Origin of the sequence: Paenibacillus sp. FSL R7-269 (assembly GCF_000517865.1) — a bacterium.
GTDB lineage: Bacteria > Bacillota > Bacilli > Paenibacillales > Paenibacillaceae > Paenibacillus_AQ.
In genome coordinates, this window is record NZ_ASPS01000038.1 from 1 (window position 1) to 22662 (window position 22662).

Here is a 22662-nt window from a genome sequence, read left to right on the forward strand (position 1 = left end):
GTACCCATCCCGAACACGACCGTTAAGCCCTCCAGCGCCGATGGTACTTGGACCGAAGGGTCCTGGGAGAGTAGGACGTTGCCAAGCGGACAATATTCCCTGATAGCTCAGTTGGTAGAGCACTCGACTGTTAATCGAGTTGTCACAGGTTCGAGTCCTGTTCGGGGAGCCATGCTCTCATAGCTCAGCAGGTAGAGTGCTTCCATGGTAAGGAAGAGGTCACCGGTTCGAATCCGGTTGAGAGCTCCACAAATTTACTAAGGCCCGTTGGTCAAGGGGTTAAGACACCTCCCTTTCACGGAGGTAACATGGGTTCGAATCCCATACGGGTCACCATTTTTAATCAGTACCCTTATTAGTCACCATACATATGGAGGCTTAGCTCAGCTGGGAGAGCATCTGCCTTACAAGCAGAGGGTCGGGGGTTCGAACCCCTCAGCCTCCACCATAATGTTCTTGATATTTGAGGGAGATTGTGGGCATTATATAGGTATCTATTGTAGGGGATTCGCCAAGTGGTAAGGCAACGGACTCTGACTCCGTCATCATAGGTTCGAATCCTATATCCCCTGCCAAATATGAGCCATTAGCTCAGTTGGTAGAGCACCTGACTTTTAATCAGGGTGTCGAAGGTTCGAGTCCTTCATGGCTCACTTTTATTGATTTATGCGCGTGTGGCGGAATGGCAGACGCACCAGACTTAGGATCTGGCGTCGTAAGACGTGGGGGTTCAAGTCCCTTCACGCGCACCACTTATTTGCGGACGTGGCTCAGCGGTAGAGCATCGCCTTGCCAAGGCGAGGGTCGCGGGTTCGATTCCCGTCGTCCGCTCCAAATTTTTTGCGCCCTTAGCTCAGCTGGATAGAGCGTTTGACTACGAATCAAAAGGCCGGGAGTTCGAATCTCTCAGGGCGCGCCATTATTCTTTCGAATAGTAACTTGTATTAACGGGATGTAGCTCAGCTTGGTAGAGCACCTGGTTTGGGACCAGGGGGTCGCATGTTCAAATCGTGTCATCCCGATATTTCATTTCACCTGTGCGGGTGTAGTTCAATGGTAGAACTTCAGCCTTCCAAGCTGATAGCGTGGGTTCGATTCCCATCACCCGCTCCATAATAATCTAATAGTTTCGGGATGTAGCTCAGCTTGGTAGAGCACCTGGTTTGGGACCAGGGGGTCGCATGTTCAAATCGTGTCATCCCGATCGAACAGCTTATGGCTGGCAAGCAACTCTTACTGCGGTAAGAGTTTTTTGTTGCGTCATTAAAGGAACATACGTTCCTTTAATCGTCTAAAAAAAAGACAACCTCAGCCGGGATGCCGATCCTTGCATAATAGCTCTGTAGGGATTCATCCTGCTCAATGGCAGTGCCGACTGATAGCAGCTTAACCGCGAATAAGTTAGCTTGCCGCTCCAGCTTGCCTGGCGAGAAGTAAGAATTCTCCTCCAGAAAGAAACGGTTGACCCCTTTGTGCAGGCGGTCATGCGCGAGTTCATGGGCGCATACGAACCGTTGCCACTCTAGCGGCAGCTGGTTATGAATGACGATGAACCTTCTTCTTAACTTGCGGTAGTAGAGGCCCTTGGTGCCGTCACCCAGATGCATGAACCGGATGTGAATCCCCAGTGCTTCAGCCAGCTCGAAGGGGCTGCTGGTATTGTATTTTTTGACCAAACGCTTGATTAGCTCATCCATATTCTTCACCCGCAGCATGTTAATAGTAGTTGGATCGCCTGGTACTTACTCTTTACCTTGATGGTGCTTGGGCTTAGTCCGCTTGTTCATCTGCTTAGCCTCCCAGAACAGGCCGGTTAATACGTCCTTAATCCGCTGCTTATCTTCCTTGTTCAGGGGAATTCCGTCAAACATCAGCTCACCGTCATCCTCCAGCATTTGGCGGAAGTCCCGCTTATCCTTACTGGTGGCCCAGGCAGGCACAGCGCCCTCTGAACTGCTCTCATTCTCGGTTAAATAACCGGCATGGCCCATCAGTTCCTCGTAAGACACATCTGTCGCTTCAGCAATCTTACGCAGTGTAGCCGGCTTGGGGACACCCCGTAATCCATTCTCGATCCGTGAGATTTGGGCTCCACTGATACCGGCAAGCGCTGCCAGCTGATTAATGGTCAGTCCCTTTCCTTCCCGAAGCTGTCTCAGATAGTATCCGAATTCCTCTGCCATCGATAACCACTCCTTATCCCTAATCACCTAAAAAGCTGTTGTACTTACTATAAGCTATTTATGCCAAGAGGTAAACAATAAAGAGTCTATTATTGCCAAAAGGTAAGAATAGACATGCATATAGCTTGTTTATGCTCCAAAACGGGCTAAAATGAGGTTTTACTGAATTGGGAGTTAAGTGGTATATTATCAAAAAAAGAGAACACTATACGAACAAGTAGAATTTTAACACATTTGGCCGGAAAGGTCCGCAACAAAGTTCTTAAATCTCTATAACATCTAAGGAGTGGTATAAATGATGATTCTATCTTCGCTGCCGGAGCTTGACCGCCGCCTGACTCAGGTCACTATAGAGAATATGCTGGAGAAGTACCGGATTTTCAAATCTGTAACGTTCGAGGCTAAAGAGGCTGGGATTACTTATTCCTACACGGAACGGTTCCATGGCGCGACCCATACGGTTACCGATCAGACCGCAGCAATTGCCACGCATAATGTAGATGTGCCTGCTGCAAGACGGGCGTACTGTGCTGTGATCGATTCGGTCGTAGAGCGGCTTACCCAGAGGGAACAGCAGCTGGTGCGGGAGAGGTACATGCGCAGAGAGGAGAGCTACGACTATACTATTTATAATCATGTGTTCGATCCTCCGGTGAGCAAGGATACTTATGTGAAAATAAGGTCGAAGGCGTTCTATAAGATGGCGCTGGCGCTTGATGATCTTCAGCTGCTGTCTCTGGCTACGCTCACGAAGACCCCGGCTGGAGGAAATGGATCTAAGGGGCAGAAATCCTTTTGACAAAATGCAACTACCATATATAAATGAGATGGCCGTATTGCCCCTGGGGTGATGCGGTTTTTTTTGTTGAACGGGGAGCACCATTTATCATCCCTTGTACCACCGGAAGTTATCGTTAACTCATCTGTAATAGCGCCTGCGCAAGGTCTCAGGGGGGCTATGATTATAACATGGCAAATGAAGCAGAAGGACACCGCAGGAGCATAAATGCTCCACATCATCGAAGCCTAAGGCAGGCTGGCAGACAAGCGCGGTGAAAGCTCCTTCGGTCATTGCCGGGTACAAGACGGGTCCAATTCTTCCTGAATCGAATCCGTGGGTGACTTCAAGAAAGGCAGGAGGGATTACCACATCTAATCATGAGAGGAATGAAATCATGACGGTACAACAACTGCGGGGAAATATCACTGCTGCGCTGGTGCAGTTTTTCCCGGATATTCCTGTCTATGTGGAAGGGGATAAGCCGCAGTCAGCCTACTTCAGGCTGGAGCTGCTCTCTGCAACCTACGACAGGCAGCGTGAAGGCAGATACATGGCGATCTACCGCTTCGGTATACGCTATGAACAAGGCAATCTGCTGGATGCAGAGACTGTGGCTGACGGGCTCTGTGAGGCGCTGGACGCAAGAGAAAGTGTTAATCCCGCTTATCGGGTGGTGCGCCAGTCCTGGGTGGCCGGAGCAGAGGGACGGGGGGCGCTGTTCACCGTGGACTATATGCTCTATCTCCAGAAGCAGAAGCAGCCGGAGGAAGAGGCAGAGCTGATGGGACATTTCACAGAAGGGACGCGGCTGAAATGAGTTCTAAGGAAATGACGCAAAGTGAACAGGGACGCGGGAGCGGGGGGCCGGATGCTTTTGGAAAGAAGCAGATGATGAACTCCGCTCTGTTTGGGCCTAAGGAAAAGGATGTACTGGAGGTAGTTCTGCAAGAGGACGGGAGCTACACCTTGGAAGAGGCTAAGCATTTAATGGAGCAGTATCTAAATAAGGAGGTTATCTAATGGCTGGAGGAACATGGACAACACAAAACAAGGTGCGTCCGGGGGTATACGTAAATGTGGCCTCGAACGGCATTGTGGCAGGTAAAATGGGGGAACGCGGTACAGCTGCTTTGGCGCTTGCACTGCCTTGGGGGCCTGCGGGCGTCATTCTGAAGCTTACGGCTCAGGACGATTTCCAGCAAAAGCTGGGCTACGATCTGACGGCTGCAGAGCTGCTGCCGGTGAGAGAGGTACTGAAGCGGACGGGCACACTGCTGCTCTACCGTCTGAATCAGGGTGTGAAGGCAGCTGTGACCAATAATGGAGTTCAGGCGACTGCGCTGTATGGCGGGGAACGCGGGAATGCGCTTAAGGTAGTGATCGAGAAAAATATCGATGACAGCACTCAGTTCGATGTACGGACGCTGCTTGAGGGTAGTGAAGTGGACAAGCAGACGGTAAGTGCTGCTGCCGGTCTGGTTGCGAACGCTTATGTAGAATTTAAGCCGAATGAATCCGGTGCGCTGACGGTGAGCGCTGGACTGCCGCTGGCAGGCGGGGCGAATGGTACGGTGACGAATGCGGAGCATAGTGCGTTCTTGTCGGCGCTGGAGGTTCAGGATTTCCAGACGGTAGGTCTGGTATCGCAGGATAACACGCTGAAGTCGCTATATAGCGCCTATGTGAAGCGTCTGCGTAACACGGAAGGCAAGAAGGTGCAGGCGGTCTTGTCCGATTACGCTACGGCTGATCATGAAGGCATCATCAGTGTGGCGAACGGCGTCATTCTGAGTGATGGAACGGTAGTGGATAAAGCGCATGCCGTGGCTTGGGTTGCGGGGGCAACTGCCGCTGCCGCTGTGAACGAATCCCTGACTTATCAGGCCTATGACGATGCTGTAGATGCGGATGTGCGTTTCAGTCATTCCGAGACTGTAGAAGCACTTACAGACGGAGAGCTGTTGTTCACCTATAGCGGAGGCCGGGCAGTAGTGGAGCAGGACATTAACACGTTCACCTCCTTCTCCACAGACAAAGGCAAGGCCTTCTCCAAGAACCGCGTGCTGCGTGTGCTGGATGGGATTGCTGGTGATTTGAAGCGGATTTTTGAGAGCTACTTCATTGGCAAATTGCCGAATAATGAGGACGGGCGCGCGCTCTTCTGGTCGCAGTGCGTCACTTATATGAATGATCTGCAGAACCTCGGGGCGATTGAGAACTTCAATGCACAGAGCGACATTGTGGTGACTTCTGGAGCGGACAGTGACAGCGTAGTGCTGGAGGTAGCTGTGAAGCCGGTAGATTCCGTAGAAAAAGTATATATGAAAGTGAAGGTGGTCTAAGATGACATTCTTGAGAGCCAGCGATACGCTGTCCGGCCAGGAGGGCCGGGCGTATGCCATGATTAACGGAAAGACGGAAGAAATGTTCTATGTCAAAACCCTGGAAGCCACTGTTGAGAAGCAGAAGGCGGAAGTGAAGACGCTGGGACGCCGCGGGGTGCAGCATAAGGCGACCGGCTGGTCGGGCAGCGGTACGATGACGATTTTCTATATGACGAGCCGTTTCCGCCAGATGATGCTGGAGTACATGAAGACAGGGATTGACCAATACTTCAACATTAACGTGACCAATGAAGATCCGTCCTCAACCGTGGGCGCCCAGCGCATCATGCTGAAGGATGTCAATCTGGACAGCGTTATTATGGCTTCGCTGGATACGGAGTCGGATGCGCTGGAGGAAGAGGTTGCTTTTACCTTCGAGGATGTGGAATTGGTGCAGCCCTTCGCGGCTCCGGCGAATTCCGGCCAATAAAGCATAAGCGGGCTATCCGCAGGTTGTAAAAGAGTAAATGAATGAATAGGTTCGGGGGCTCCCGCAAAGTATCTGGAGGATCATTGAAGCCATAGCTGCTGTGCGGCGGTATTCTGCGGAGGGCCTCTTCGCTGCCCTAACACAATAAGAATCCGGGAGGAACAACATGAGTGAATTAAGCTTGTTTTTTGCGCAAAATGCGGCTTGTGATACAACAGAGGAATTCGCGGTCTCGCTGCGGTTCAAGGACAAGGAAGGTAACCCTGCCGTCTGGAAGCTGCGCAGTATGAATGAGGAAGAGAACCAGGAATGCCGTAAGGCAGCTACCCGCAAGGTCAAAGGAAAGAACGGCACCTACACTACGGACATCGATCCCAATGAATATATGGCGAAGCTGATGACGGCAAGCATTGTGCATCCGGATCTGAAGAATACGGAGCTTCAACGCTCCTACGGGGTGATGGGTGCCGAATCGCTGCTGCGCAAAATGCTGCTGCCCGGAGAATTCGCTGCGCTTGGGGAACGTGTACAGGCCCTGAACGGCTTCGCCACAGACATGAATGAGCTGGTAGATGACGTAAAAAACTAATCAACGAGGGCGATGGTGAGGCTAATCTGGCCTACTACGCCCTCCATGAGCTGCATATTCTGCCGCATGAGCTGATGAAGCTCTCCATCCGCGAACGCGCGGCGATCTATGCCATGATCTCCGTACGCGTGGACAAGGAGAAGCGGGAGCGCGCGCGGAGCAAGGGGAAGAAACGATGAAGGGGGTGAAAGAATGGAAATTACAAGTACAGCGCTGGTTCCCGTAACTGCACTAACCGTCTGGCAAAATGTAAACTCACAGTGGGACCGGCTGAACCAGAATTTCAACCGGGCCAGCCACTCGCTTAGTGGTCTGCAGCAGATCCTGGAGCGGGTGTATGAAGAGAAGAACAAGTCTTTCATGGAAGGATTCATGCAGTCGCAGGAAGCAGCCAGACGCCTGTCAGAGGAAGGTGCTTCGTCACGATCCCGCCGCTCTGCTGACAGTTCGGATGGCGATGGTCCGGATGATAATGATGTCCGGGATGCCAAAAACGGGTTCATGGGAAAAGTGCAAAAAATAATGAAGGCGCTGGATGTCAGCGGGTTCGAGTTAATCACATACGTGGGTGAAAAAGCAGTAGGGTATATTTTGGACAAGAAGAAGGAAAAGGCGGAAGACAAGGAAAAAGAAAAGGCTGAGAAGGAGAAAAAAGCAGCGGAGCCCGGATTCCTCTCCAAAGCAAAGGATTCATTAGGCGCACTGGACCTTGGGAGCGTATTTGATAAGGTGAAAGAACTGGGCACGAAGGCAGTAGTCGCCAATGCCTCTGACAAAGATAAGGAAAAATGGGGCAAGCTCCAAGGCAACATGGACAACGCAGTTGAATTGATGGGTCAAAAAGCGATTGTTGCGTTGCGTCCGATTCTGGATACCTTGAACAATGCGTTTCAGTCTGAAGGAATGACTACGGCTCTAAATCTGATAGCGAACGGCTTCTTGGTCATTGCTACGGTGATTAGCGAAGTGGTGGACGGCATCATGTATATGTTCACAGCCTTTCAGGAGAACTGGGATGTTGTAGGGCCGATCCTTGCGGCCATTGCCATTGTCTTCATAGCGGCGATGATTGTGCAGTTGTATAGTCTTGCTGCTGCATGGCTTGTAGGCATGTGGCCGATCCTTTTAATTGTTGCTGCTGTAGCGCTGCTTATTTACATTTTGCAGCAAGCGGGAGTATCCGTAGACGCGGTAGTGGCTTTTATCGGGGGAGCGTTTGGCTGGCTGAGGGCAACCATAGAGAATTTTGTAATCGGTCTGTACAATAACTTTGTCTCCTTTGCAGACTTCTTCCGTAACTTGTTTATTGATCCGACGTATGCGGTGCAAAAGCTGTTTTATGACCTGGCTACGAACTTCCTAGGCTTCATGTATCAAATGGCATTAGGTGTTGAAAGCTTTGCAGGCGGGTTCGTCAAAGCCATAGCTGAAGGTATAAACTTCGTGCTTAGAGGAGTTCAAACGCTGGCAGGATGGTTAAGCAAAGTTCCAGGCTTTGAATTCTTGGCTGATTTCAAGCCTAACTTCCTGGAGACGGAGAACCCGCATGTCTTCAGTGATATGATCAAGAACGTTCAAGGCACGCTGGTAGAACCTAAATCGACTAAGGATGTATACAATACACCGAAGAAGGAATTCGTAGATGCCTCCAAGAGTGTGGAGGAATACAAGGGTAAAGTACAGGATGTCGTTACTAAATTTAATACCAAGCTGGAGCCAGCCAAGCAAAAGGAGGATACTTCTCCAAACACTGCCCAGACCGCTGCCACGAACATGAATAATATCGGCAAGGTGGGCGAGGTAGGCAAGATCAAAGAAAAGGTCGATATCTCCAGTGATGATCTGGATATGCTGCGGGAGCTGGCGGAGATTCAGTCGATTCAGAATTTTGTCGAGCTGACGCCAACGGTGCAGGTAACAACAGGGAATATTAATAATTCCGGCGATATTGACTCCATCATCACGAAGATCGGGCAGAAGCTGAAGGAGGAGTTCGTCTCTACGGCGCAGGGGGTGTACACGTAACATGGAGGAGTATGGATTCTATCTTAGCTTCAATAATTATGAAGAGGTGATCCGGCTTCCGGTGAACCCTGAGACGCTGGAGATCAAGGAGAACAGCGATGGCAAAAGCTACACGATCGTGGATTTTGGTGAAATCAACGCGATTGCTTATCCGAAGCTGACGGAGATTACGATTGAGAGTATGTTCCCGGCACAGTATTATCCGTTCGTGGTGTATTCCGGCGAGAATGCCGGCAAGCTGCTGAAGCCCTATGAGTATGTAGAGCTGATCCGTAAATGGATGCTCAGCCGCAGGCCGGTCCGGTTTGTTTTTTCAGGGCTGAAGTCGGCGAACGTGCAGAATATGCAAACCCCAGATTGGCTGAGGCAGGCCAGGACGCAGGCGCAGCAGACCTTTACCGGGGATATTGGCATTAATATGGCGGTCAGTATTGAGAACTTCTCCTGGAAGCTGAGTGCGGGGTCCTCGGGGGATATCGATTATACACTTGGACTCAAGAAGTATGTGTTCTATCAGGCGTTAGCTGTGAAGGTTGGCAGCACCGGTGAAGTGAAGAAGCAGCAGAAACGGGCAAGCGAGAAGGCAGTGCCTGCTACCTATACGCTCAAAGCCGGGGATACGCTCTGGTCGGTGGCCCAAAAGCTGCTCGGTGACGGCAGTAAATCCAAAACGCTGCAAAAGCTGAACAATATCTCGGACAGCGAACTGAAGAAGCTCAAAATTGGCCGAGTGATCAAGCTGTCTTAGGAGGCCGTGGCGATGGAATTAATCATAATTAATAAGGAAGGCGCCATCTGGAATATTGCCGGAATCGTTACGGATATCACGTGGAAAACCACCCGGACCGGCAAGCCTGCGACGCTTGAGCTTACGCTGGTGGACAGCGGTATCTATCAGCATAAGAAATTCGCGATCAGCAACGGTGATATTGTGCAGTTCCGCAGAGACGGAGTCGATGTATTCTACGGCTTCGTCTTCAGCATTGACACGGGTGCGAATCAGGAGATCAAGCTGACGGCGTACGATCAGATCCGCTATCTGCTGGGCAATGGCAGTTATGTGCTTCAGGATGTTACTGCCAGTGAGGTCATTAGTACCATTGCCAAAGACCGCGGCTTGCGGCTTGGATTACTGGAACCGGCGGAGTACAAGATCCCCTCGCTGATCGAAGACGGCAAGAAGCTGCTTGATATTATTATGGGTGCGGTCGGCAGTGAGCTGCAGTATAAGGGCCAGCTGATGGCCTTCTATGATGATTACGGCAAGCTGACGCTGCGCAGTCCGCAGTCCATGCTGCTGAATGTGATTCTGGGGGCAGGCCATTACCTGTATGATTATTCGCTGAAAAGAAGCATTGACGATAATACGTACAATACGATCCTGCTCTACCAGGACAACGAAAAGACAGGGAAGCGCGAGTTCTATCCGGTTACGGATAAGGAGAATGTAAAACGCTGGGGCATCCTGCATCTCTACCAGAAAGCGGATGATAATGCGAATGCTGCGCAAATCCAGGAGAAAGCAGACAATCTGCTGAAGCAGCATAACCGCGAGAAGGTCAGTCTCTCCGTGCAGGCTATTGGCGATATACGGGTGAGGGCAGGGAACTTCATTTATGTGCTGCTGGATGAATTCCAGACACAGCTGTTCCTGGTGGATCAATGCAGCCATAAAATTTCCGGAGGGGAGCATACGATGTCCCTAGACATTAAGGTGGTGTAGACAACATGCTCGATATTATCAAACAGGCAAGCCTCGGGGCCGTATCCAATACGAATCCTGTGGCTTTTTCTTATGGGACGGTGGTTCTGGCACAGCCGCTGCAGATTCAGGTAGAGCAGCGGCTACTGCTGACAGGAGCCGCACTGGTTGTGGTTGAATCCGTGATGGAGAGCAAGGCTGTGATCGAGGGCCGGGAGATCCTGCTTCGCCGTGGACTTGAAGCGGGAGACCGCGTGCTGCTCGTGCGGATGCAAGGCGGACAGAGCTATATTGTCCTCGATCGGCTGGTGGACCTATGATTCCGGCAATAGGCAGATCCGGTCCGGTGACGGGAGCTCTGGAAGGGAATGTGACCGCTCCGGGGAATGCCCCGAGTCTGACGTACCGGATGGACTGGGAGCACGGGCGGATCGGCGGGCGGGTAGACGGGCTTAAAGCGGTGAAGCAGGCAGCAATCAAGGTACTGCAAACCAGCCGTTATGAGCACCTGATCTATAGCGCGGACTACGGAACGGAGTGGAAGCTGGTGCTGGGTCAGGACAGGCTGCTGGCCCGGCCGGAGCTGCGCCGGCTGATCAGCGATGCGCTGCTTCAAGATGAGCGGATTCAGGCGCTTGAGGATGTGGAGATTCTTTTTGAAGGAGATACGGTTAGCTTCAGCTGTACGGCTGTCACAGTATACGGTGATTTGGAGCTGAGAAAGGAGGGGATGGCCAGTGTATGAGGATCAGACGTACGAGGCTCTGCTGGAACGTATGCTGGACCGGGTTCCAGAGGGGCTGGATAAGCGAGAGGGAAGTATTATCTATGATGCGCTTGCGCCGGCAGCGGCTGAAATGGCCCAGATGTATCTTGAGCTTGAGGTCAGTAATAATCTGTTCTTCCCGGATACGGCGGCCGGCGAATATCTGGAACGAACCATTGCCTGGACAGGGCTGAAGCGTCATCCCGCAGGCAAAGCGCAGCTTGGCGCGAGGTTCTATACCAGCGGCGAACAGCCTCTGGACATTCCGCTGGGCAGCCGCTTCTCCCTGGGACTGCTTCATTATAGTGCGGCGGAGAAGCTGTCTCCGGGGACGTACCGCCTGGAGAGCGAGACCGCCGGGACGGAGGGGAATCAGTATTCAGGCGCGCTGCTACCGATTGATTATATCCCGGGACTGGCCCGGGGAGAGATTACGGGCCTGCTGGTTCCCGGCACGGATGCGGAGACGGATGAAGCGCTGCGTCAGCGGTACTTCGATTCGGCCCGGCGGCCTGCAACGAGCGGCAATAAATATCATTATATGGAGTGGGCACAGCAGATTCAGGGCGTAGGGGGAGCGCGGGTCTTCCCGCTGTGGGCCGGACCGAAGACAGTCAAGGTGGTCATTGTGAATGCGGAGCATCAGCCCGCCTCCCCGCTGCTGGTCTCTCAGGTGCAGCAGTTCATCGATCCTGCGCCGGGTCTTGGCGAGGGCCAGGCTCCGGTGGGGGCGGTGGTGACGGTGGAATCGGCCACGGGCCGCACAATCAGCGTGACCGCGAAGGTCACGTTGGCGGCAGGCTATGCGCTGCAGCCGGTTATTCAAGCTTTTACCGCGCTCCTGGAGAAGTATCGTAAGGAGAAGGCTTTTGCCGCTACCTATATCAGTCAATCGGTCATGGGCGCATTGCTGCTGAATACGGAGGGCGTAGTGGACTATAGCGGGCTGAAGCTGAACGGCGGGACGGCAAATATCCCTCTGCTGGAGACAGAAGTGCCGCTGTTCGGCAATGTCGTACTGGAGGTGTAGGCATGGGATATCCGGAGCAGATCGATGTCTTTCAGGATAAGCTGAACAAAAAGGCAAACGGCGGCAGTCATGTTGTAGAGGAGAGACTTGGGCTTACAGGTGGTGCATTCAGCGGACTGCTGGCCCACGACAATATTAACAATCAGACGCTGGCCGTGTACACAGGCTCACGCTTCAGCGGGACTGAGGTGCGGAATTACTCGGTCTCTTTCCCGGACGAGGCCCCTTGGCGGCGTCTCATCAACATCTATGCGGATGTGCCCGAAGTCTATGTGACTTACGAGACCCCGGGGGATACCGTGGAAGCGGATGATGTGAACCAGTTACAGGACGGACTTACGGCTACGCAGCGTGAGCTGGAGCGTTATAAACAGGCCGGTCTGATTGACGGCGGATCTTTTAGAAGAGAGGTGTAATATGGCACAGACTATTCAGGTCAAACGCGGTACCCGGGCCGAGCTGTCCACTTACGGGATGCTGAAGGCGGGCGAAATGGGCTTCTGTACAGATACGAAGGAGGTTTATATCGGGGACGGTTCGTCCAACTCCATGGTGGGCCGGGCCTTGTCCGGTCCCGAAGCTTCGCGTCCTGCGGCAGCCTCGGCGGGGCGTCTGTATGTTGTGAGCAGCGGGAGTAACAACGGGTATTTGTATTTCGATGACGGGACCGCCTGGCGGCGGGTTAACGCGCAGAAATTAACAGATGTGAGCGGAACGGTGGACGATATTGCTGACGGCTCCACGTATGCCAAGGTGCTTAAGGCAGATCTTACAGCAGGGCATCCCAATAAAGTGTCGGACGGCACGAATACGAAGAGCGCCGCAGAAATCGCAACGCATCTTAACGATGCCGCGAAGCACAGAATCATCAACGACAGCGGGGCGACGATTACAGATCTGTGGTCCGCGCAAAAAATCAAAAACGAAATCGAGCTGGCCAAGCATAATATTGAGCCGCAGGCTTCGGTGAAGGATCAGAATCTGACGGCTCCGCCAGTAAGCCCCGTGGAAGCTGACCGGTATATCATTCCTTCCGGCGCAACCGGCGTCTGGGCGGGTAAAACCAGTCAGATTGCGGAGTATGCCTCAGGTAGCTGGGCCTATTATGTTCCGGCTGTCGGCTGGACGGCTTATGTGGACGATGAGCAAAAAATCTACAGCTGGAACGGGAGCGCCTGGGTGCGGACGGGCGGTGCGCTGCAGACGATTACGGCGGGGAATGGGCTTACCGGCGGCGGGCAGGCGGACAGTGTCACACTGACCGTCGGGGCAGGCAATGGGATCATTGTCGGCTCAACCAGTGTTGCAGCCAAGCCGGGTAAGGGGATTCTGGTAAACTCCACTGGCATTGAAGTCAACATCGACGGCTCAAGCATCGTTTACGATTCTGCCAATGGCAACCAGCTCACGGTAGGCACTATCGACGGCGGAACATTCTAGGAGGCGGTGACCATGGCACGGAAGACATTGATTCAAATCCGCCGCGGCCTGGAGAGTGCACTGGGTACGCTGGCCGCTGGTGAGCTGGGCTACTGCACGGATAGCGGCAAGCTGTTCATCGGCAGCGGCAGCAGCAATATGCTGCTGGCGGCAGGCCAGAGCACAGGCGATATGCTGAAAAGCATCTACGACACGAATAACAACGGCAAGGTCGATTATGCCCAGGCTGCGGATACGGTTCCCTGGTCAGGGGTGGACGGCAAGCCTTCGGTCTATCCGGCAGGTGCACATACCCATGATTATATGCCCAAGGGTCCGTTGACCTGGAACCAGCTGAAGGGGGTGTAGCTGTGGCTTATGGAGATAGTATCTATGGACTTATGACGTATTCGGCCGATGGTGTGACAGGGGAAGGGCCGGAGATTACCGCTCCTGATCTGATGAAGTACCTGCCCGATTATTATCAGGGCGTCCCTGAGATGGAGGCTGTACAGGCCAGTGCCGGTGCAGCCTGCGGTGAAGTGGCTTACGCCATGGCCGACAGTGACGATCAGAAGACGCTGGAGTCGGCGACCTGGGGGCTGGCCCGCTGGGAGCGGATGCTGGGGCTGGCCTCAGATCCGAACAAGTCCTACGCCACCCGGCGGGAGATGATCAAGGCCAAGCTGCGGGGCAGCGGCACGACGACACCGGAGATGATCCGGCGGACGGCGTCTGCTTTTTCCGGGGGAGATGTAGAGGTCGTGGAGGTGCCCGGAGCGTATAGCTTCGAGGTCCGATTCGTCGGCACACTGGGTATCCCGGCCAATATGGCGGGTCTGATTCAGATCATGGAAGAGATTAAGCCGGCTCATCTGGACTATAGCTTCGTATACAGCTACACCTGGTGGGATTCCTTGAAGTCCCTCACCTGGAACGGTGCGCACAGCAAGACCTGGAACGAACTAAGAGTATATGAATAGGAGTGTGAGCGATGAAAACAACGGGTAATCTGGGGCTGAAAAAGCCCGACGGTACAGACATTGTAGATATCACCGACCTGAACGGCAATATGGATATTCTGGACACCGCCGTCAAGGCTGTGCAGGACCACTCTGCCGATACTGTCAAGCACATTACGGCGGCTGAGCGCACGTCATGGAACGCCAAGGCGTCTACGGCGGTTGCGACCACGACTGCTGCGGGGCTGATGGCCGCAGGGGATAAGTCGAAGCTGGATAGTGTGGCGCAGGGGGCTAATAATTATGTGCATCCCAATCATACTGGTGATGTAACCAGTTCTTCGGATGGCGTAACGGCAATCGCTCCTGGAGTGATTGTTAATGCGGATGTTAATGCGGCTGCGGGGATTGATGCGAGCAAGATTGGGACGGGTGTTGTTTCGAATGCGGAGTTTGGGTATTTGGATGGGGTGACTGGTAATGTACAGGCTCAGCTAGATAACCGCCCCCAACTGAATAGTAATAACACGTTCACGAATAACCAAAAAATCATTTCTACGGCTGGTATCAACACATCCCCAGCTCTTTCTATTGAGGGGGTTACATTTAATGCTGCATTGCAAATCAAGAACACAACCCCATCGACCGGGAAAAGATATTCCTTGTATTCATATAACGGCGGAGATTTTGCCATCGTAAATGAAACGGATGCATACGCCGTAGCTCAAGTTGACGCTGCTTCTAAGGTATGGATGATCCCGGGGGGTGTAAAATCTCCCAACGTTCCGAATCAGACGACGGCGGATATTACCTACTACGTCCGGACGGATGGAAATGATGGGAATACTGGAACGACAGATACGGCGGGCGGAGCGTTTAAGACATGGGCAAAAGCTTATAGCGTCCTGCCGAAAACAATCAATCATACAGTTAATGTTTATATAGGACCGGGAACATATCCAGAAACAATTTCACTAAAAGGATTTGGCGGAGAAGGTGCACTGAGTGTTATCGGGATCGCTGCAAGCAGATTTGTTCAGAGGGTTGAGATTGTTAACTGTACGATTGTCACGACGATTGACGGCTTTACTTGTACTGCAACAACGGTTGAAGCGGTGAGCATTCGTTCTTCTACTGCCGCAGTCGTGAACCAAGTAATATCTACTGTGAGCGCGACGAACCAATCTGGTATTGTGCTAAATTTAGCAACTGCACGATTAACAGCTTGTGTGATTTCGAATAAAGGGCGGGTTGTGAGCGCAGTTAATGGCGGGAAAGCTTATGCTGAAAATTTCAGTGGCACAGGGAATACACACGGGTATGTAGCAGATTTGGCTGGTCACATAGCGTATGCAGGCACTCAGGCAAATTCTACAAACGGAAATTATGCCGGAGCGGGAGGGATTGTAAATTCAGAGGTGCTCAACCCTTGGGGAGATAATACACTTGCAATTAGGCCCGTCATGAGAGCATATATAGGGACAGGACACGGGTTAACAGGGGGGGCATTTACTAAACTACAATTTAATGCTACGTACTATGATTACCAGAGCAATTTTAGTGTCGGGTTGAATAGATTTACCGCAAAGAAGTCCGGACTGTATTTAATTACAGGCGGCGTAATTACAGACTCTTCCGCCCCTGCCTCCGCCTCTCTAGTTCTAAGCGCATGGATCAACGGAACGAGACAGTTAGACATGGGTTCCTATAATAAATCTGGAGCGATTGGCAACATATACACACAAGGCGCAAGAACTGTATATCTAAGTGCTGGGGATTATGTAGAGATGTACGCTTACGCAGATGCATATATGGTCACACAAGGCGGCGTCGGTGTTTTTAACGACTTTTCAGTTACGCAAATTGCATAAGGAGGTATGACCGTGAATATATCACAAGCAATTATGTATCTATACCCAACAGCCAATCCCCTACACGATTTCATCGTCCAAGACAACGGCCCGGAACCCGTCCTGCGGCCGGGAGCCGAAGCCAAAGGCCGGGTACGCTACGAGATCAAGCAGCCAGAAATCGGCGAACAACCCGTAGAAGGTATTCATTACCGCTATGGGATCGACTATAACCTGCTGACCGAAGGCGAGGATTATGATCTGGTGGAGCGCGGGCCGTATATTGCGGTATGGAAGCTGGATGCGCCGCAGCCGACCGAGGCTGAGTTGCAGGCAGCTTGGGAAGCGTACCAGGAAGAAGAGGCGAACAAGCCGCCGGTGCTGACGGAGATGGAGCAGCTTCAGCAGGAGAATCTGCTGCTGAAGGCGCAGAATAACGCGCTCACCGAGCGTGCGGATTTCATTGAGGACATTATCGCCGAAATGGCTGTGCAAGTCTACTCTTAAATGCTCTGCGGGTTTGCCTAAGTTTAAGCATATTAATAGAAAGGTGGTGAGAGCAATGGCATTGTTTTTTGCACAACGCGTCACGTTGGGGAAGACGAAGTATAGCGAGGTTCCCTCTACGCTGAAGCCTGCCGTCAAGGAGATTCTGGTGGAGAACGGACTTACGTTCCTTGTAACTGAAGAGTAGATCACTACTATAGATGCTTTGGAGTCGGGGAGGACTGCTCGCATGCATGGATACCAGCAGGGCCTAAGTAGGGGATTGAAGGCCAGGAATAGTTGGATTTCCTCCACTTGCTGGCAACCAGCAGCGGCTTTTCCGATGAATAGTTGGAAAATCAGCACTTGCTATAGCTCCAAAACCCTTAAAGGGACAGTTTATACAGAAACAAGTGACGATTATCCAACTAAATCTGCCAGATGTTCCTAAGCGGGTGAATTAAGATACGTTTTTCCAACTACTATCCTCTCGAATTGATACTCTCTGGGCGTTTCCGCTGGGGGAGCAGGTTATTATCACTCGGTAGGTTATTTTTATTGAAATTATAGGAGATTTATAGGTTTGACAGGGGTATATGGTGCCTCCGGCCCAGGCCGGGGGTGTCTCTATGAATAACCACACAGAAGGGAGTGAAGCAATGGACAGCAACGATGTTGCGAATTTGGAGAAGCTGCTGCCGCTTGCGGATAAGTATGGACTGGCTTATATCATCACTCTGATTCTGCTCATGATTATGCTTGTGCTTTTGCGGTCAATTGTGAAGGGGAATCTGGTGCCGCGTGAACTGCTGGAGCGTGCTGAGGAAGACCGGGACAGGCTGCAGAATATCCTCGACAAAGAGCGGTCAGACTTCATGGCACCCACGCTTGAAGTATTGCAACGATTGAAGATAGACCATTCCGCGGGCAACCATACGGGTAGTAATAGTATTAATGAAGAAGACAGGGGGGGATAACGTGCTGAGTGCGTGGATCAAGCGTCTATCGCCCCTGCACCGGGACAGAGAGCGGAGGCTGGCGCTGGCAGGACATAAGGTGTCGCTCTCTATCCGCAGGTACAAGAATGTCTCTCAGGACATTCAGGATGAAATCAGGAACAACGGGTTCGCCGAGTTCCTAATCTATGATCGGGGGGCAGAAGATGAGCAGCATTGATATTGTGTTGTTATTGGCCTATTCCATATCCTTTATCTGTGCGCTGCTGCTGATGGCTGCGCTTTTTTTGTATTTCCGCCGGAGATTCCGGGTGCGTGTAGTCAGTCTGTTTATGCTGGCGGCGTTCTTTTTCCTCGGGGCGTATACGGTAAAAATGGCCGTGGCCTTCTGGATCAGATTCAGCACCGCGCCCGTCCCGGACGCTATACGAAGCTCGCTGCAATCGGATGCCTGGGCTATTGCCCAGACGGGAACGACCATTGGACTGGTCATCCTAACCCTCTTGATGTATACCAGACGCCAGGATCTGTTCGTGGTCCTCTCTGAAATCAGGAAAGGGGAGGAATCGCATGCTGACGCTGGCTCAGGTCCTGAATAAATCCGCTGCCCGCCTGTCCGGGCTTCATCCCGCCGTCCTTGCCGCAGCAACCGCACTGATTGAACGCAGTTATACTGGCGGGGTTCCCATCCTGATCACGCAAGGCCTGCGTACGATGGCCGAACAGGATGCGCTCTATGCCCAGGGGCGAACCCGGCCGGGAGCGATCGTGACGAATGCGCGCGGCGGGTACAGTTATCACAATTATGGATTGGCGGCGGATTTTGCGCTGCTGCTTCCGGATGGCTCTAGCGTCTCTTGGGATATGAACAGGGACGGGAACCAGAATGGGACCCAGGATTGGCTGGAGGTGGTGCAGCGCGCTAAGGCCATCGGGTTCGAATGGGGCGGCGACTGGACCAGCTTCAAGGATTACCCGCATCTGCAGATGAGCTTCGGATTAAGCCTGGCAGATCTGCGGACGGGGAAGAAGCCTGCGGCTGACGCCGTGGAGGCGGTGATGGAACGGATCAAGCCCAAGGAGGAACAAGCGGTGAAGACTCAGATGAAAGTTACAGTACAGGTGAATGGAAGGAAGATTGCGGACGGCTGGCTGGAGAATGGGGTTACCTATGTTCCTGCACGTAAAATTGCGGAGGCGTTGGGCGCTCAGATTGCCTACCATCCGGCTGCCAACACCGTGGAGATCACCACCACACCGCAGAAAGGAGCGATTTCATGATGAACAGCGAACTGCTGGATAATGTATTGGCTTTTGCCTCCATTCTGTCCGTCTTTATTCTTTCCCTAGTGCAGCTCATCAAAAATAATACCCATTTGCCGCGTAATAGCATCCCTTTTATCGGACTAGGCGTCGGGCTGCTGGTTGGAGCGGCGGCGTATCCTTTTACAGAGCTGGAGTTGACCTTGCGTCTATGGGCAGGCGGATTGGCCGGGTTATCGGCTACCGGATTATTTGAATTGGCATTCAACAACCGCTCAGGCCACACGATGAAATAAAAGTTAACCTGTAATCAACGGCCGGCTCTGCGGAGCTGGCTTTTTTGTCGTTTTACGTCATGTAACTTTACACAACTACTACATATAACACCTATAAAAGAGAGAATATAATAGGAAGAATTACATAATTATTTTTGACTGCATAAATAGCCGGGTTAGTGTATAATCGAAATTACTGCACTGCTTTACCGCGCAATAAAGTTGAAGATTTCCGGGCTGTTTTATTGTATGATATGTAGAAAGCTTTTCAAATAGACAATGTTAAGAGCATTGATCCGGAAGAGGATGGGGGGAGCAGCATGACCGAACTTACGACTGCCGTTAGCAAAAGCAACTCCAACAATCTGCTGCGGCGAGACGTACGGTTCCTGGGGAACATACTGGGCGAAGTCTTGGTACACCAAGGCGGCAACGAACTGCTGGATATCGTGGAGAAGATCCGGGAGACCAGCAAATCGCTGCGCTCACTGTTTTTGCCTGAACTGCACAATGAATTTAAAGAGCTGATCAGCTCACTGGATCCGGAGAATCGCCATCAGGTGATCCGTGCCTTCGCTATTTATTTTCAGCTGGTGAATATCGCCGAGCAGAACCACCGGATTCGCCGTAAACGCGACTACGAACGTTCTGCCGGGGAGACTGTACAGCCGGGGTCGATTGAGAGCGCGGTTCAGGAGCTTCGCGAACGGGATTTCTCCCACGAAGAAGTTCTTGAGATCATGAGCGGCATGTCGCTCGAGCTGGTTATGACCGCTCACCCTACAGAAGCTATGCGCCGTGCGATTCTCGATATCCACAAACGGATCTCCGACGACGTCATGGGCTTGGATAATCCGACGCTAACCTTCCGCGAACGCGAACAGCTCCGGGAGAAGCTGCTGAATGAGGTTATTACCTTGTGGCAGACTGATGAACTGCGCGACCGCAAGCCTACGGTGCTGGATGAAGTGCGTAACGGGATGTATTACTTCCATGAGACGATTTTTGAAGTGCTGCCGGATGTATATCAGGAGCTTGAGCGTTGTCTGAGCAAATATTATCCGGGCCAGAACTGGCATGTGCCGACCTATTTGCGTTTCGGTTCATGGATCGGGGGAGACCGAGACGGCAACCCTTCAGTGAAGGCATCCGTTACCTTACAGACCCTCCGTCTGCAGCGCAAGCTGGCTATTCGTGAATACCAGCGTATTATGCGCGAGCTGATGCAGTATCTCAGCTTTAGTACAAGCATTGTGAATGTGACGCCGGAGCTGCTGGAATCCATTGAGGCAGACCGGAATATTATCAATCTCAACCGGGTTGATGCCTGGCGTAATGATAACGAGCCTTACCGGATTAAGCTCAGCTATATGATCTCGAAGACCCAGAATGTGCTGGACGATGAGAAAAAAGGAACACCAGAGCGCTACGCATCCCCAGCGCAATTCATCGACGACCTGAACGTGATTGACCGCAGCCTGCGGCATCACTATGCCGATTATGTAGCAGATACCTACATTAAGAAGCTGATTCGTCAGGTGGAGCTGTTCGGCTTCCACACCTCTACACTGGATGTCCGCCAGCACAGCCAGGAGCATGAGAATGCAATGACAGAGGTTCTGGCTAAGATGAATGTTACGCCGGATTATTCCAAGCTGTCGGAGCAAGAGAAGATTGTGCTGCTGGAGAAACTGCTGAATGATCCTCGACCGCTGACTTCCCCTTACCAGTCTTATAGTGAAGGGACAGAGGAATGCCTGGCGGTATACCGTGCGATCTATGAGGCGCAGGAGGAATACGGCAAGCAGTGCATCACTAGCTATCTGATCAGTATGGCGGAGGCGGCAAGCGATATTCTGGAGGTTATGGTCTTCTCCAAGGAAGTCGGCTTGTTCCGCAAAGACAACGACGGTACGGTAGTCTGTACTCTGCAGGCGGTGCCGCTGTTCGAGACGATTGACGACCTGCATGATGCGCCGCAGATTATGCGTACGCTGCTCAGCATGCCGATCTACCGTGATGCCGTCAGTGCGATGAATGATCTGCAGGAGATCATGCTGGGGTATTCCGACAGTAATAAAGATGGCGGTGTGGTTACAGCGAACTGGGAGCTGCGTGTGGCCCTGAAGCAGATCACAGCGACTGCCGATGAGTTCGGCATTAAGCTGAAGTTCTTCCACGGACGGGGCGGCGCCCTCGGACGCGGCGGTATGCCGCTCAACCGGAGTATTCTGGCCCAGCCGGCTTCCACCATCGGCGGCGGGATTAAGATTACCGAGCAGGGTGAGGTTATCTCTTCCCGGTATTCGATGAAAGGCATTGCTTACCGCAGTCTGGAGCAGGCGACATCTGCGCTCATTACGGCGGCTATTCATGCCAGATCGCCACAGGCGGATCTGTATGAAGCCAAGTGGGATGAGATTATTGCCCGCATCTCTGAAGTCTCCCTGAATAAGTATCAGGATCTGATCTTCCGTGATCCGGATTTCCTTACGTACTTCAAAGAGTCCACGCCGCTACCGGAGGTTGGTGAGCTGAATATCGGTTCACGCCCTTCGAAGCGGAAGAATAGCGAGCGCTTCGAAGACCTGCGTGCAATTCCTTGGGTATTCGCTTGGACGCAGAGCCGTTATCTGCTTCCAGCATGGTATGCCGCCGGAACCGGTCTGCAGAGCTTCTATGAGGGCAAGGAAGAGAATATGAAGATTATGCAGCATATGTATGCTAACTTCTCGTTCTTCACGACCCTGATCGATACGCTGCAGATGGCTATTGCGAAGGCGGATCTTGTCATCGCCAAGGAATACGCAGGGATGGGCAAGAACGAGGAGGCACGCGCGCGGATCTTCGGCCAGATCGAGGCCGAGTTCAAGCTGACCTCCGAGCTGATCCTTCAGATTACCGGCCAGCAGGATATTCTGGATAATGTTCCGGTCATTCAGGAATCCATCCGCCTGCGTAATCCGTATGTTGATCCGCTCAGCTACCTGCAGGTTCAGCTCCTCGCCGAGCTTCGCGCCCTGCGTGAGGTTGAGGGGGATGACGCTGAGTTGCTGCGTGAGGTGCTGCTCACGATCAATGGTATTGCCGCCGGTCTTCGGAATACCGGCTGATGTGCCTGTAGCAGTTGGTTTTTCGCTTTCGCAGTTGATCTAAAAAGTCGGCGAAGCCGCTTTAAGATGTTGAATCCGTTGTTCTTCAACCCCGTCTGCCTCTTAACTAGAGGAGGGACGGGGTTTTTGTCGTTCAAGGAGGCCGGGAGCCACAGGCACGGCCGAGACCATGCCCCACCCCATTGTTGCCTGAGATATACTTTGGGCACCAAGAAAAGCAGTAGGGGAACCCAGGCTGATGGAGGGGGCGAAGCGGAAATTTGGAACTGTAGGAGCGATAGCGTTCGCCTTTATTGGCAGATTTCAACCGCACCCTGCGGTTCCAATCAAGAAATCTGCCGGGTAACAGCGACCGGAAGTCCAAATGTTCTGCGCAGCCCCCGACTAATCAGCCGCCAGGGGCCAGGGGGTTCCTTCAGCGATCAGCCGCCAGCGACCTTGCAGCCAG

At 52.5% G+C, this 22662-nt stretch carries 27 protein-coding genes, 12 tRNA genes and 1 rRNA gene; 38 read left to right on the top strand and 2 right to left on the bottom strand.

The annotated features are described in order from the left end of the window. The 13 genes from rrf to C162_RS18130 form a co-directional block, all read left to right on the top strand. Positions 1-87: ribosomal RNA gene (gene rrf, locus C162_RS34440) — 5S ribosomal RNA — on the top strand; the annotation flags it as partial. Positions 88-96: 9 nt separating this feature from the next. Continuing rightward, positions 97-172: transfer RNA gene (locus tag C162_RS18075), tRNA-Asn, on the top strand. 1 nt (position 173) lies between these two features. Next, positions 174-249 (top strand) — tRNA-Thr (locus C162_RS18080). A 12-nt stretch (positions 250-261) separates the two neighbouring features. Next, positions 262-336: transfer RNA gene (locus C162_RS18085), tRNA-Glu, on the top strand. A gap of 36 nt (positions 337-372) precedes the next feature. Continuing rightward, positions 373-448, top strand: a tRNA-Val gene (locus C162_RS18090). 53 nt (positions 449-501) lie between these two features. Next, positions 502-575, top strand: a tRNA-Gln gene (locus tag C162_RS18095). A 5-nt stretch (positions 576-580) separates the two neighbouring features. Continuing rightward, positions 581-653, top strand: a tRNA-Lys gene (locus C162_RS18100). A gap of 15 nt (positions 654-668) precedes the next feature. Beyond that, a tRNA-Leu gene (locus tag C162_RS18105) sits at positions 669-752 on the top strand. A gap of 7 nt (positions 753-759) precedes the next feature. Further along, positions 760-834: transfer RNA gene (locus tag C162_RS18110), tRNA-Gly, on the top strand. An 8-nt stretch (positions 835-842) separates the two neighbouring features. After that, a tRNA-Arg gene (locus C162_RS18115) sits at positions 843-919 on the top strand. Between the two features lie 29 nt (positions 920-948). After that, positions 949-1022, top strand: a tRNA-Pro gene (locus C162_RS18120). A 17-nt stretch (positions 1023-1039) separates the two neighbouring features. Continuing rightward, positions 1040-1113: transfer RNA gene (locus C162_RS18125), tRNA-Gly, on the top strand. Positions 1114-1130: 17 nt separating this feature from the next. Continuing rightward, positions 1131-1204 (top strand) — tRNA-Pro (locus C162_RS18130). 79 nt (positions 1205-1283) lie between these two features. Here the strand turns inward: C162_RS18130 and C162_RS18135 are convergent. Both C162_RS18135 and C162_RS18140 read right to left on the bottom strand, forming a co-directional pair. Then, positions 1284-1697 carry an ImmA/IrrE family metallo-endopeptidase gene (locus tag C162_RS18135; protein WP_036696270.1) on the bottom strand — a complete coding sequence of 138 codons (414 nt, stop codon included), beginning with the start codon at positions 1695-1697 and terminating at the stop codon, positions 1284-1286. 45 nt (positions 1698-1742) lie between these two features. Continuing rightward, positions 1743-2183, bottom strand: a complete 441-nt coding sequence (locus C162_RS18140) for a helix-turn-helix domain-containing protein (protein WP_036696199.1) — start codon at positions 2181-2183, stop codon at positions 1743-1745. 298 nt (positions 2184-2481) lie between these two features. Between C162_RS18140 and C162_RS18145 the strand changes: the two genes are divergently transcribed. From C162_RS18145 to ppc, 25 genes are all read left to right on the top strand, one after another. Further along, complete coding sequence (locus tag C162_RS18145) at positions 2482-2982, top strand: ArpU family phage packaging/lysis transcriptional regulator (RefSeq protein ID WP_036696272.1); 501 nt, start codon at positions 2482-2484, stop codon at positions 2980-2982. A 376-nt stretch (positions 2983-3358) separates the two neighbouring features. Continuing rightward, a complete protein-coding gene (locus C162_RS18150; protein ID WP_036696201.1) occupies positions 3359-3781 on the top strand; it encodes a phage tail terminator family protein in 423 nt (140 codons plus the stop codon). Next, positions 3778-3984, top strand: coding sequence for a hypothetical protein (locus C162_RS18155; protein WP_036696204.1), 207 nt, complete (start codon positions 3778-3780; stop codon positions 3982-3984). Before C162_RS18150 ends, C162_RS18155 begins: the two co-directional genes overlap by 4 nt. Next, positions 3984-5306, top strand: coding sequence for a phage tail sheath family protein (locus C162_RS18160; protein ID WP_036696206.1), 1323 nt, complete (start codon positions 3984-3986; stop codon positions 5304-5306). Before C162_RS18155 ends, C162_RS18160 begins: the two co-directional genes overlap by 1 nt. 1 nt (position 5307) lies before the next feature. Next, complete coding sequence (locus tag C162_RS18165; protein ID WP_036696208.1) at positions 5308-5778, top strand: phage tail tube protein; 471 nt, start codon at positions 5308-5310, stop codon at positions 5776-5778. A gap of 166 nt (positions 5779-5944) precedes the next feature. Further along, on the top strand, positions 5945-6367 hold the full coding sequence (locus C162_RS18170) for a phage tail assembly chaperone (protein WP_036696211.1): 423 nt from the start codon (positions 5945-5947) through the stop codon (positions 6365-6367). A 192-nt stretch (positions 6368-6559) separates the two neighbouring features. After that, a complete protein-coding gene (locus C162_RS18175) occupies positions 6560-8392 on the top strand; it encodes a hypothetical protein (RefSeq protein ID WP_036696214.1) in 1833 nt (610 codons plus the stop codon). A gap of 1 nt (position 8393) precedes the next feature. Next, positions 8394-9140, top strand: a complete 747-nt coding sequence (locus C162_RS18180; protein WP_036696217.1) for a LysM peptidoglycan-binding domain-containing protein — start codon at positions 8394-8396, stop codon at positions 9138-9140. Positions 9141-9152: 12 nt separating this feature from the next. Further along, positions 9153-10115, top strand: coding sequence for an XkdQ/YqbQ family protein (locus C162_RS18185; protein WP_036696220.1), 963 nt, complete (start codon positions 9153-9155; stop codon positions 10113-10115). Between the two features lie 5 nt (positions 10116-10120). Continuing rightward, on the top strand, positions 10121-10414 hold the full coding sequence (locus C162_RS18190; protein WP_036696221.1) for a DUF2577 domain-containing protein: 294 nt from the start codon (positions 10121-10123) through the stop codon (positions 10412-10414). Next, a complete protein-coding gene (locus tag C162_RS18195; protein ID WP_036696224.1) occupies positions 10411-10839 on the top strand; it encodes a DUF2634 domain-containing protein in 429 nt (142 codons plus the stop codon). The genes C162_RS18190 and C162_RS18195 overlap by 4 nt, the downstream gene beginning before the upstream one ends. Next, on the top strand, positions 10832-11890 hold the full coding sequence (locus tag C162_RS18200; RefSeq protein WP_036696225.1) for a baseplate J/gp47 family protein: 1059 nt from the start codon (positions 10832-10834) through the stop codon (positions 11888-11890). The genes C162_RS18195 and C162_RS18200 overlap by 8 nt, the downstream gene beginning before the upstream one ends. A 2-nt stretch (positions 11891-11892) precedes the next feature. Continuing rightward, positions 11893-12306, top strand: coding sequence for a hypothetical protein (locus tag C162_RS18205; protein WP_036696228.1), 414 nt, complete (start codon positions 11893-11895; stop codon positions 12304-12306). Position 12307: 1 nt separating this feature from the next. Continuing rightward, positions 12308-13330, top strand: coding sequence for a DUF2793 domain-containing protein (locus C162_RS18210; RefSeq protein ID WP_036696230.1), 1023 nt, complete (start codon positions 12308-12310; stop codon positions 13328-13330). 12 nt (positions 13331-13342) lie between these two features. After that, the gene (locus tag C162_RS18215; protein ID WP_084648967.1) at positions 13343-13678 is read left to right on the top strand and encodes a hypothetical protein; all 336 of its coding nucleotides are present in this window, start codon (positions 13343-13345) and stop codon (positions 13676-13678) included. Between the two features lie 2 nt (positions 13679-13680). Then, positions 13681-14292 (top strand): YmfQ family protein, encoded by a 612-nt coding sequence (locus C162_RS18220; protein ID WP_051493661.1) that lies wholly within the window; start codon positions 13681-13683, stop codon positions 14290-14292. A gap of 11 nt (positions 14293-14303) precedes the next feature. Further along, entirely contained in the window at positions 14304-16142 is a 1839-nt protein-coding gene (locus C162_RS34445; RefSeq protein WP_051493662.1) for a hypothetical protein, read from the top strand. A gap of 12 nt (positions 16143-16154) precedes the next feature. Then, the gene (locus C162_RS18230) at positions 16155-16628 is read left to right on the top strand and encodes an XkdW family protein (RefSeq protein ID WP_162174473.1); all 474 of its coding nucleotides are present in this window, start codon (positions 16155-16157) and stop codon (positions 16626-16628) included. A gap of 55 nt (positions 16629-16683) precedes the next feature. Continuing rightward, positions 16684-16815: a hypothetical protein gene (locus tag C162_RS37350; RefSeq protein ID WP_268748809.1), complete on the top strand. Its 132-nt coding sequence runs from the start codon at positions 16684-16686 to the stop codon at positions 16813-16815. A gap of 421 nt (positions 16816-17236) precedes the next feature. Next, positions 17237-17584: a hypothetical protein gene (locus tag C162_RS18235; RefSeq protein WP_156949649.1), complete on the top strand. Its 348-nt coding sequence runs from the start codon at positions 17237-17239 to the stop codon at positions 17582-17584. A gap of 1 nt (position 17585) precedes the next feature. Continuing rightward, on the top strand, positions 17586-17783 hold the full coding sequence (locus C162_RS18240) for a hypothetical protein (RefSeq protein ID WP_036696237.1): 198 nt from the start codon (positions 17586-17588) through the stop codon (positions 17781-17783). Next, positions 17770-18162, top strand: coding sequence for a hypothetical protein (locus C162_RS18245; RefSeq protein WP_036696238.1), 393 nt, complete (start codon positions 17770-17772; stop codon positions 18160-18162). The genes C162_RS18240 and C162_RS18245 overlap by 14 nt, the downstream gene beginning before the upstream one ends. Further along, positions 18134-18844 carry a M15 family metallopeptidase gene (locus tag C162_RS18250; RefSeq protein ID WP_036696239.1) on the top strand — a complete coding sequence of 237 codons (711 nt, stop codon included), beginning with the start codon at positions 18134-18136 and terminating at the stop codon, positions 18842-18844. The genes C162_RS18245 and C162_RS18250 overlap by 29 nt, the downstream gene beginning before the upstream one ends. Then, on the top strand, positions 18844-19122 hold the full coding sequence (locus tag C162_RS18255) for a holin (protein WP_200869214.1): 279 nt from the start codon (positions 18844-18846) through the stop codon (positions 19120-19122). Before C162_RS18250 ends, C162_RS18255 begins: the two co-directional genes overlap by 1 nt. Before the next feature lie 299 nt (positions 19123-19421). Further along, entirely contained in the window at positions 19422-22214 is a 2793-nt protein-coding gene (gene ppc, locus C162_RS18260; RefSeq protein ID WP_036696240.1) for a phosphoenolpyruvate carboxylase, read from the top strand. Positions 22215-22662: the final 448 nt, after the last annotated feature.

What these genes read in the sequence shown, in the direction of transcription:
- C162_RS18135 (WP_036696270.1), bottom strand. Translation starts at nt 1,697, where the DNA reads ATGGATGAGCTAATCAAGCGTTTGGTCAAAAAATACAATACCAGCAGC.
- C162_RS18140 (WP_036696199.1), bottom strand. Translation starts at nt 2,183, where the DNA reads ATGGCAGAGGAATTCGGATACTATCTGAGACAGCTTCGGGAAGGAAAG.
- C162_RS18145 (WP_036696272.1), top strand. Translation starts at nt 2,482, where the DNA reads ATGATTCTATCTTCGCTGCCGGAGCTTGACCGCCGCCTGACTCAGGTC.
- C162_RS18150 (WP_036696201.1), top strand. Translation starts at nt 3,359, where the DNA reads ATGACGGTACAACAACTGCGGGGAAATATCACTGCTGCGCTGGTGCAG.
- C162_RS18155 (WP_036696204.1), top strand. Translation starts at nt 3,778, where the DNA reads ATGAGTTCTAAGGAAATGACGCAAAGTGAACAGGGACGCGGGAGCGGG.
- C162_RS18160 (WP_036696206.1), top strand. Translation starts at nt 3,984, where the DNA reads ATGGCTGGAGGAACATGGACAACACAAAACAAGGTGCGTCCGGGGGTA.
- C162_RS18165 (WP_036696208.1), top strand. Translation starts at nt 5,308, where the DNA reads ATGACATTCTTGAGAGCCAGCGATACGCTGTCCGGCCAGGAGGGCCGG.
- C162_RS18170 (WP_036696211.1), top strand. Translation starts at nt 5,945, where the DNA reads ATGAGTGAATTAAGCTTGTTTTTTGCGCAAAATGCGGCTTGTGATACA.
- C162_RS18175 (WP_036696214.1), top strand. Translation starts at nt 6,560, where the DNA reads ATGGAAATTACAAGTACAGCGCTGGTTCCCGTAACTGCACTAACCGTC.
- C162_RS18180 (WP_036696217.1), top strand. Translation starts at nt 8,394, where the DNA reads ATGGAGGAGTATGGATTCTATCTTAGCTTCAATAATTATGAAGAGGTG.
- C162_RS18185 (WP_036696220.1), top strand. Translation starts at nt 9,153, where the DNA reads ATGGAATTAATCATAATTAATAAGGAAGGCGCCATCTGGAATATTGCC.
- C162_RS18190 (WP_036696221.1), top strand. Translation starts at nt 10,121, where the DNA reads ATGCTCGATATTATCAAACAGGCAAGCCTCGGGGCCGTATCCAATACG.
- C162_RS18195 (WP_036696224.1), top strand. Translation starts at nt 10,411, where the DNA reads ATGATTCCGGCAATAGGCAGATCCGGTCCGGTGACGGGAGCTCTGGAA.
- C162_RS18205 (WP_036696228.1), top strand. Translation starts at nt 11,893, where the DNA reads ATGGGATATCCGGAGCAGATCGATGTCTTTCAGGATAAGCTGAACAAA.
- C162_RS18210 (WP_036696230.1), top strand. Translation starts at nt 12,308, where the DNA reads ATGGCACAGACTATTCAGGTCAAACGCGGTACCCGGGCCGAGCTGTCC.
- C162_RS18215 (WP_084648967.1), top strand. Translation starts at nt 13,343, where the DNA reads ATGGCACGGAAGACATTGATTCAAATCCGCCGCGGCCTGGAGAGTGCA.
- C162_RS34445 (WP_051493662.1), top strand. Translation starts at nt 14,304, where the DNA reads ATGAAAACAACGGGTAATCTGGGGCTGAAAAAGCCCGACGGTACAGAC.
- C162_RS37350 (WP_268748809.1), top strand. Translation starts at nt 16,684, where the DNA reads ATGGCATTGTTTTTTGCACAACGCGTCACGTTGGGGAAGACGAAGTAT.
- C162_RS18235 (WP_156949649.1), top strand. Translation starts at nt 17,237, where the DNA reads ATGAATAACCACACAGAAGGGAGTGAAGCAATGGACAGCAACGATGTT.
- C162_RS18245 (WP_036696238.1), top strand. Translation starts at nt 17,770, where the DNA reads ATGAGCAGCATTGATATTGTGTTGTTATTGGCCTATTCCATATCCTTT.
- C162_RS18250 (WP_036696239.1), top strand. Translation starts at nt 18,134, where the DNA reads ATGCTGACGCTGGCTCAGGTCCTGAATAAATCCGCTGCCCGCCTGTCC.
- C162_RS18255 (WP_200869214.1), top strand. Translation starts at nt 18,844, where the DNA reads ATGAACAGCGAACTGCTGGATAATGTATTGGCTTTTGCCTCCATTCTG.
- ppc (WP_036696240.1), top strand. Translation starts at nt 19,422, where the DNA reads ATGACCGAACTTACGACTGCCGTTAGCAAAAGCAACTCCAACAATCTG.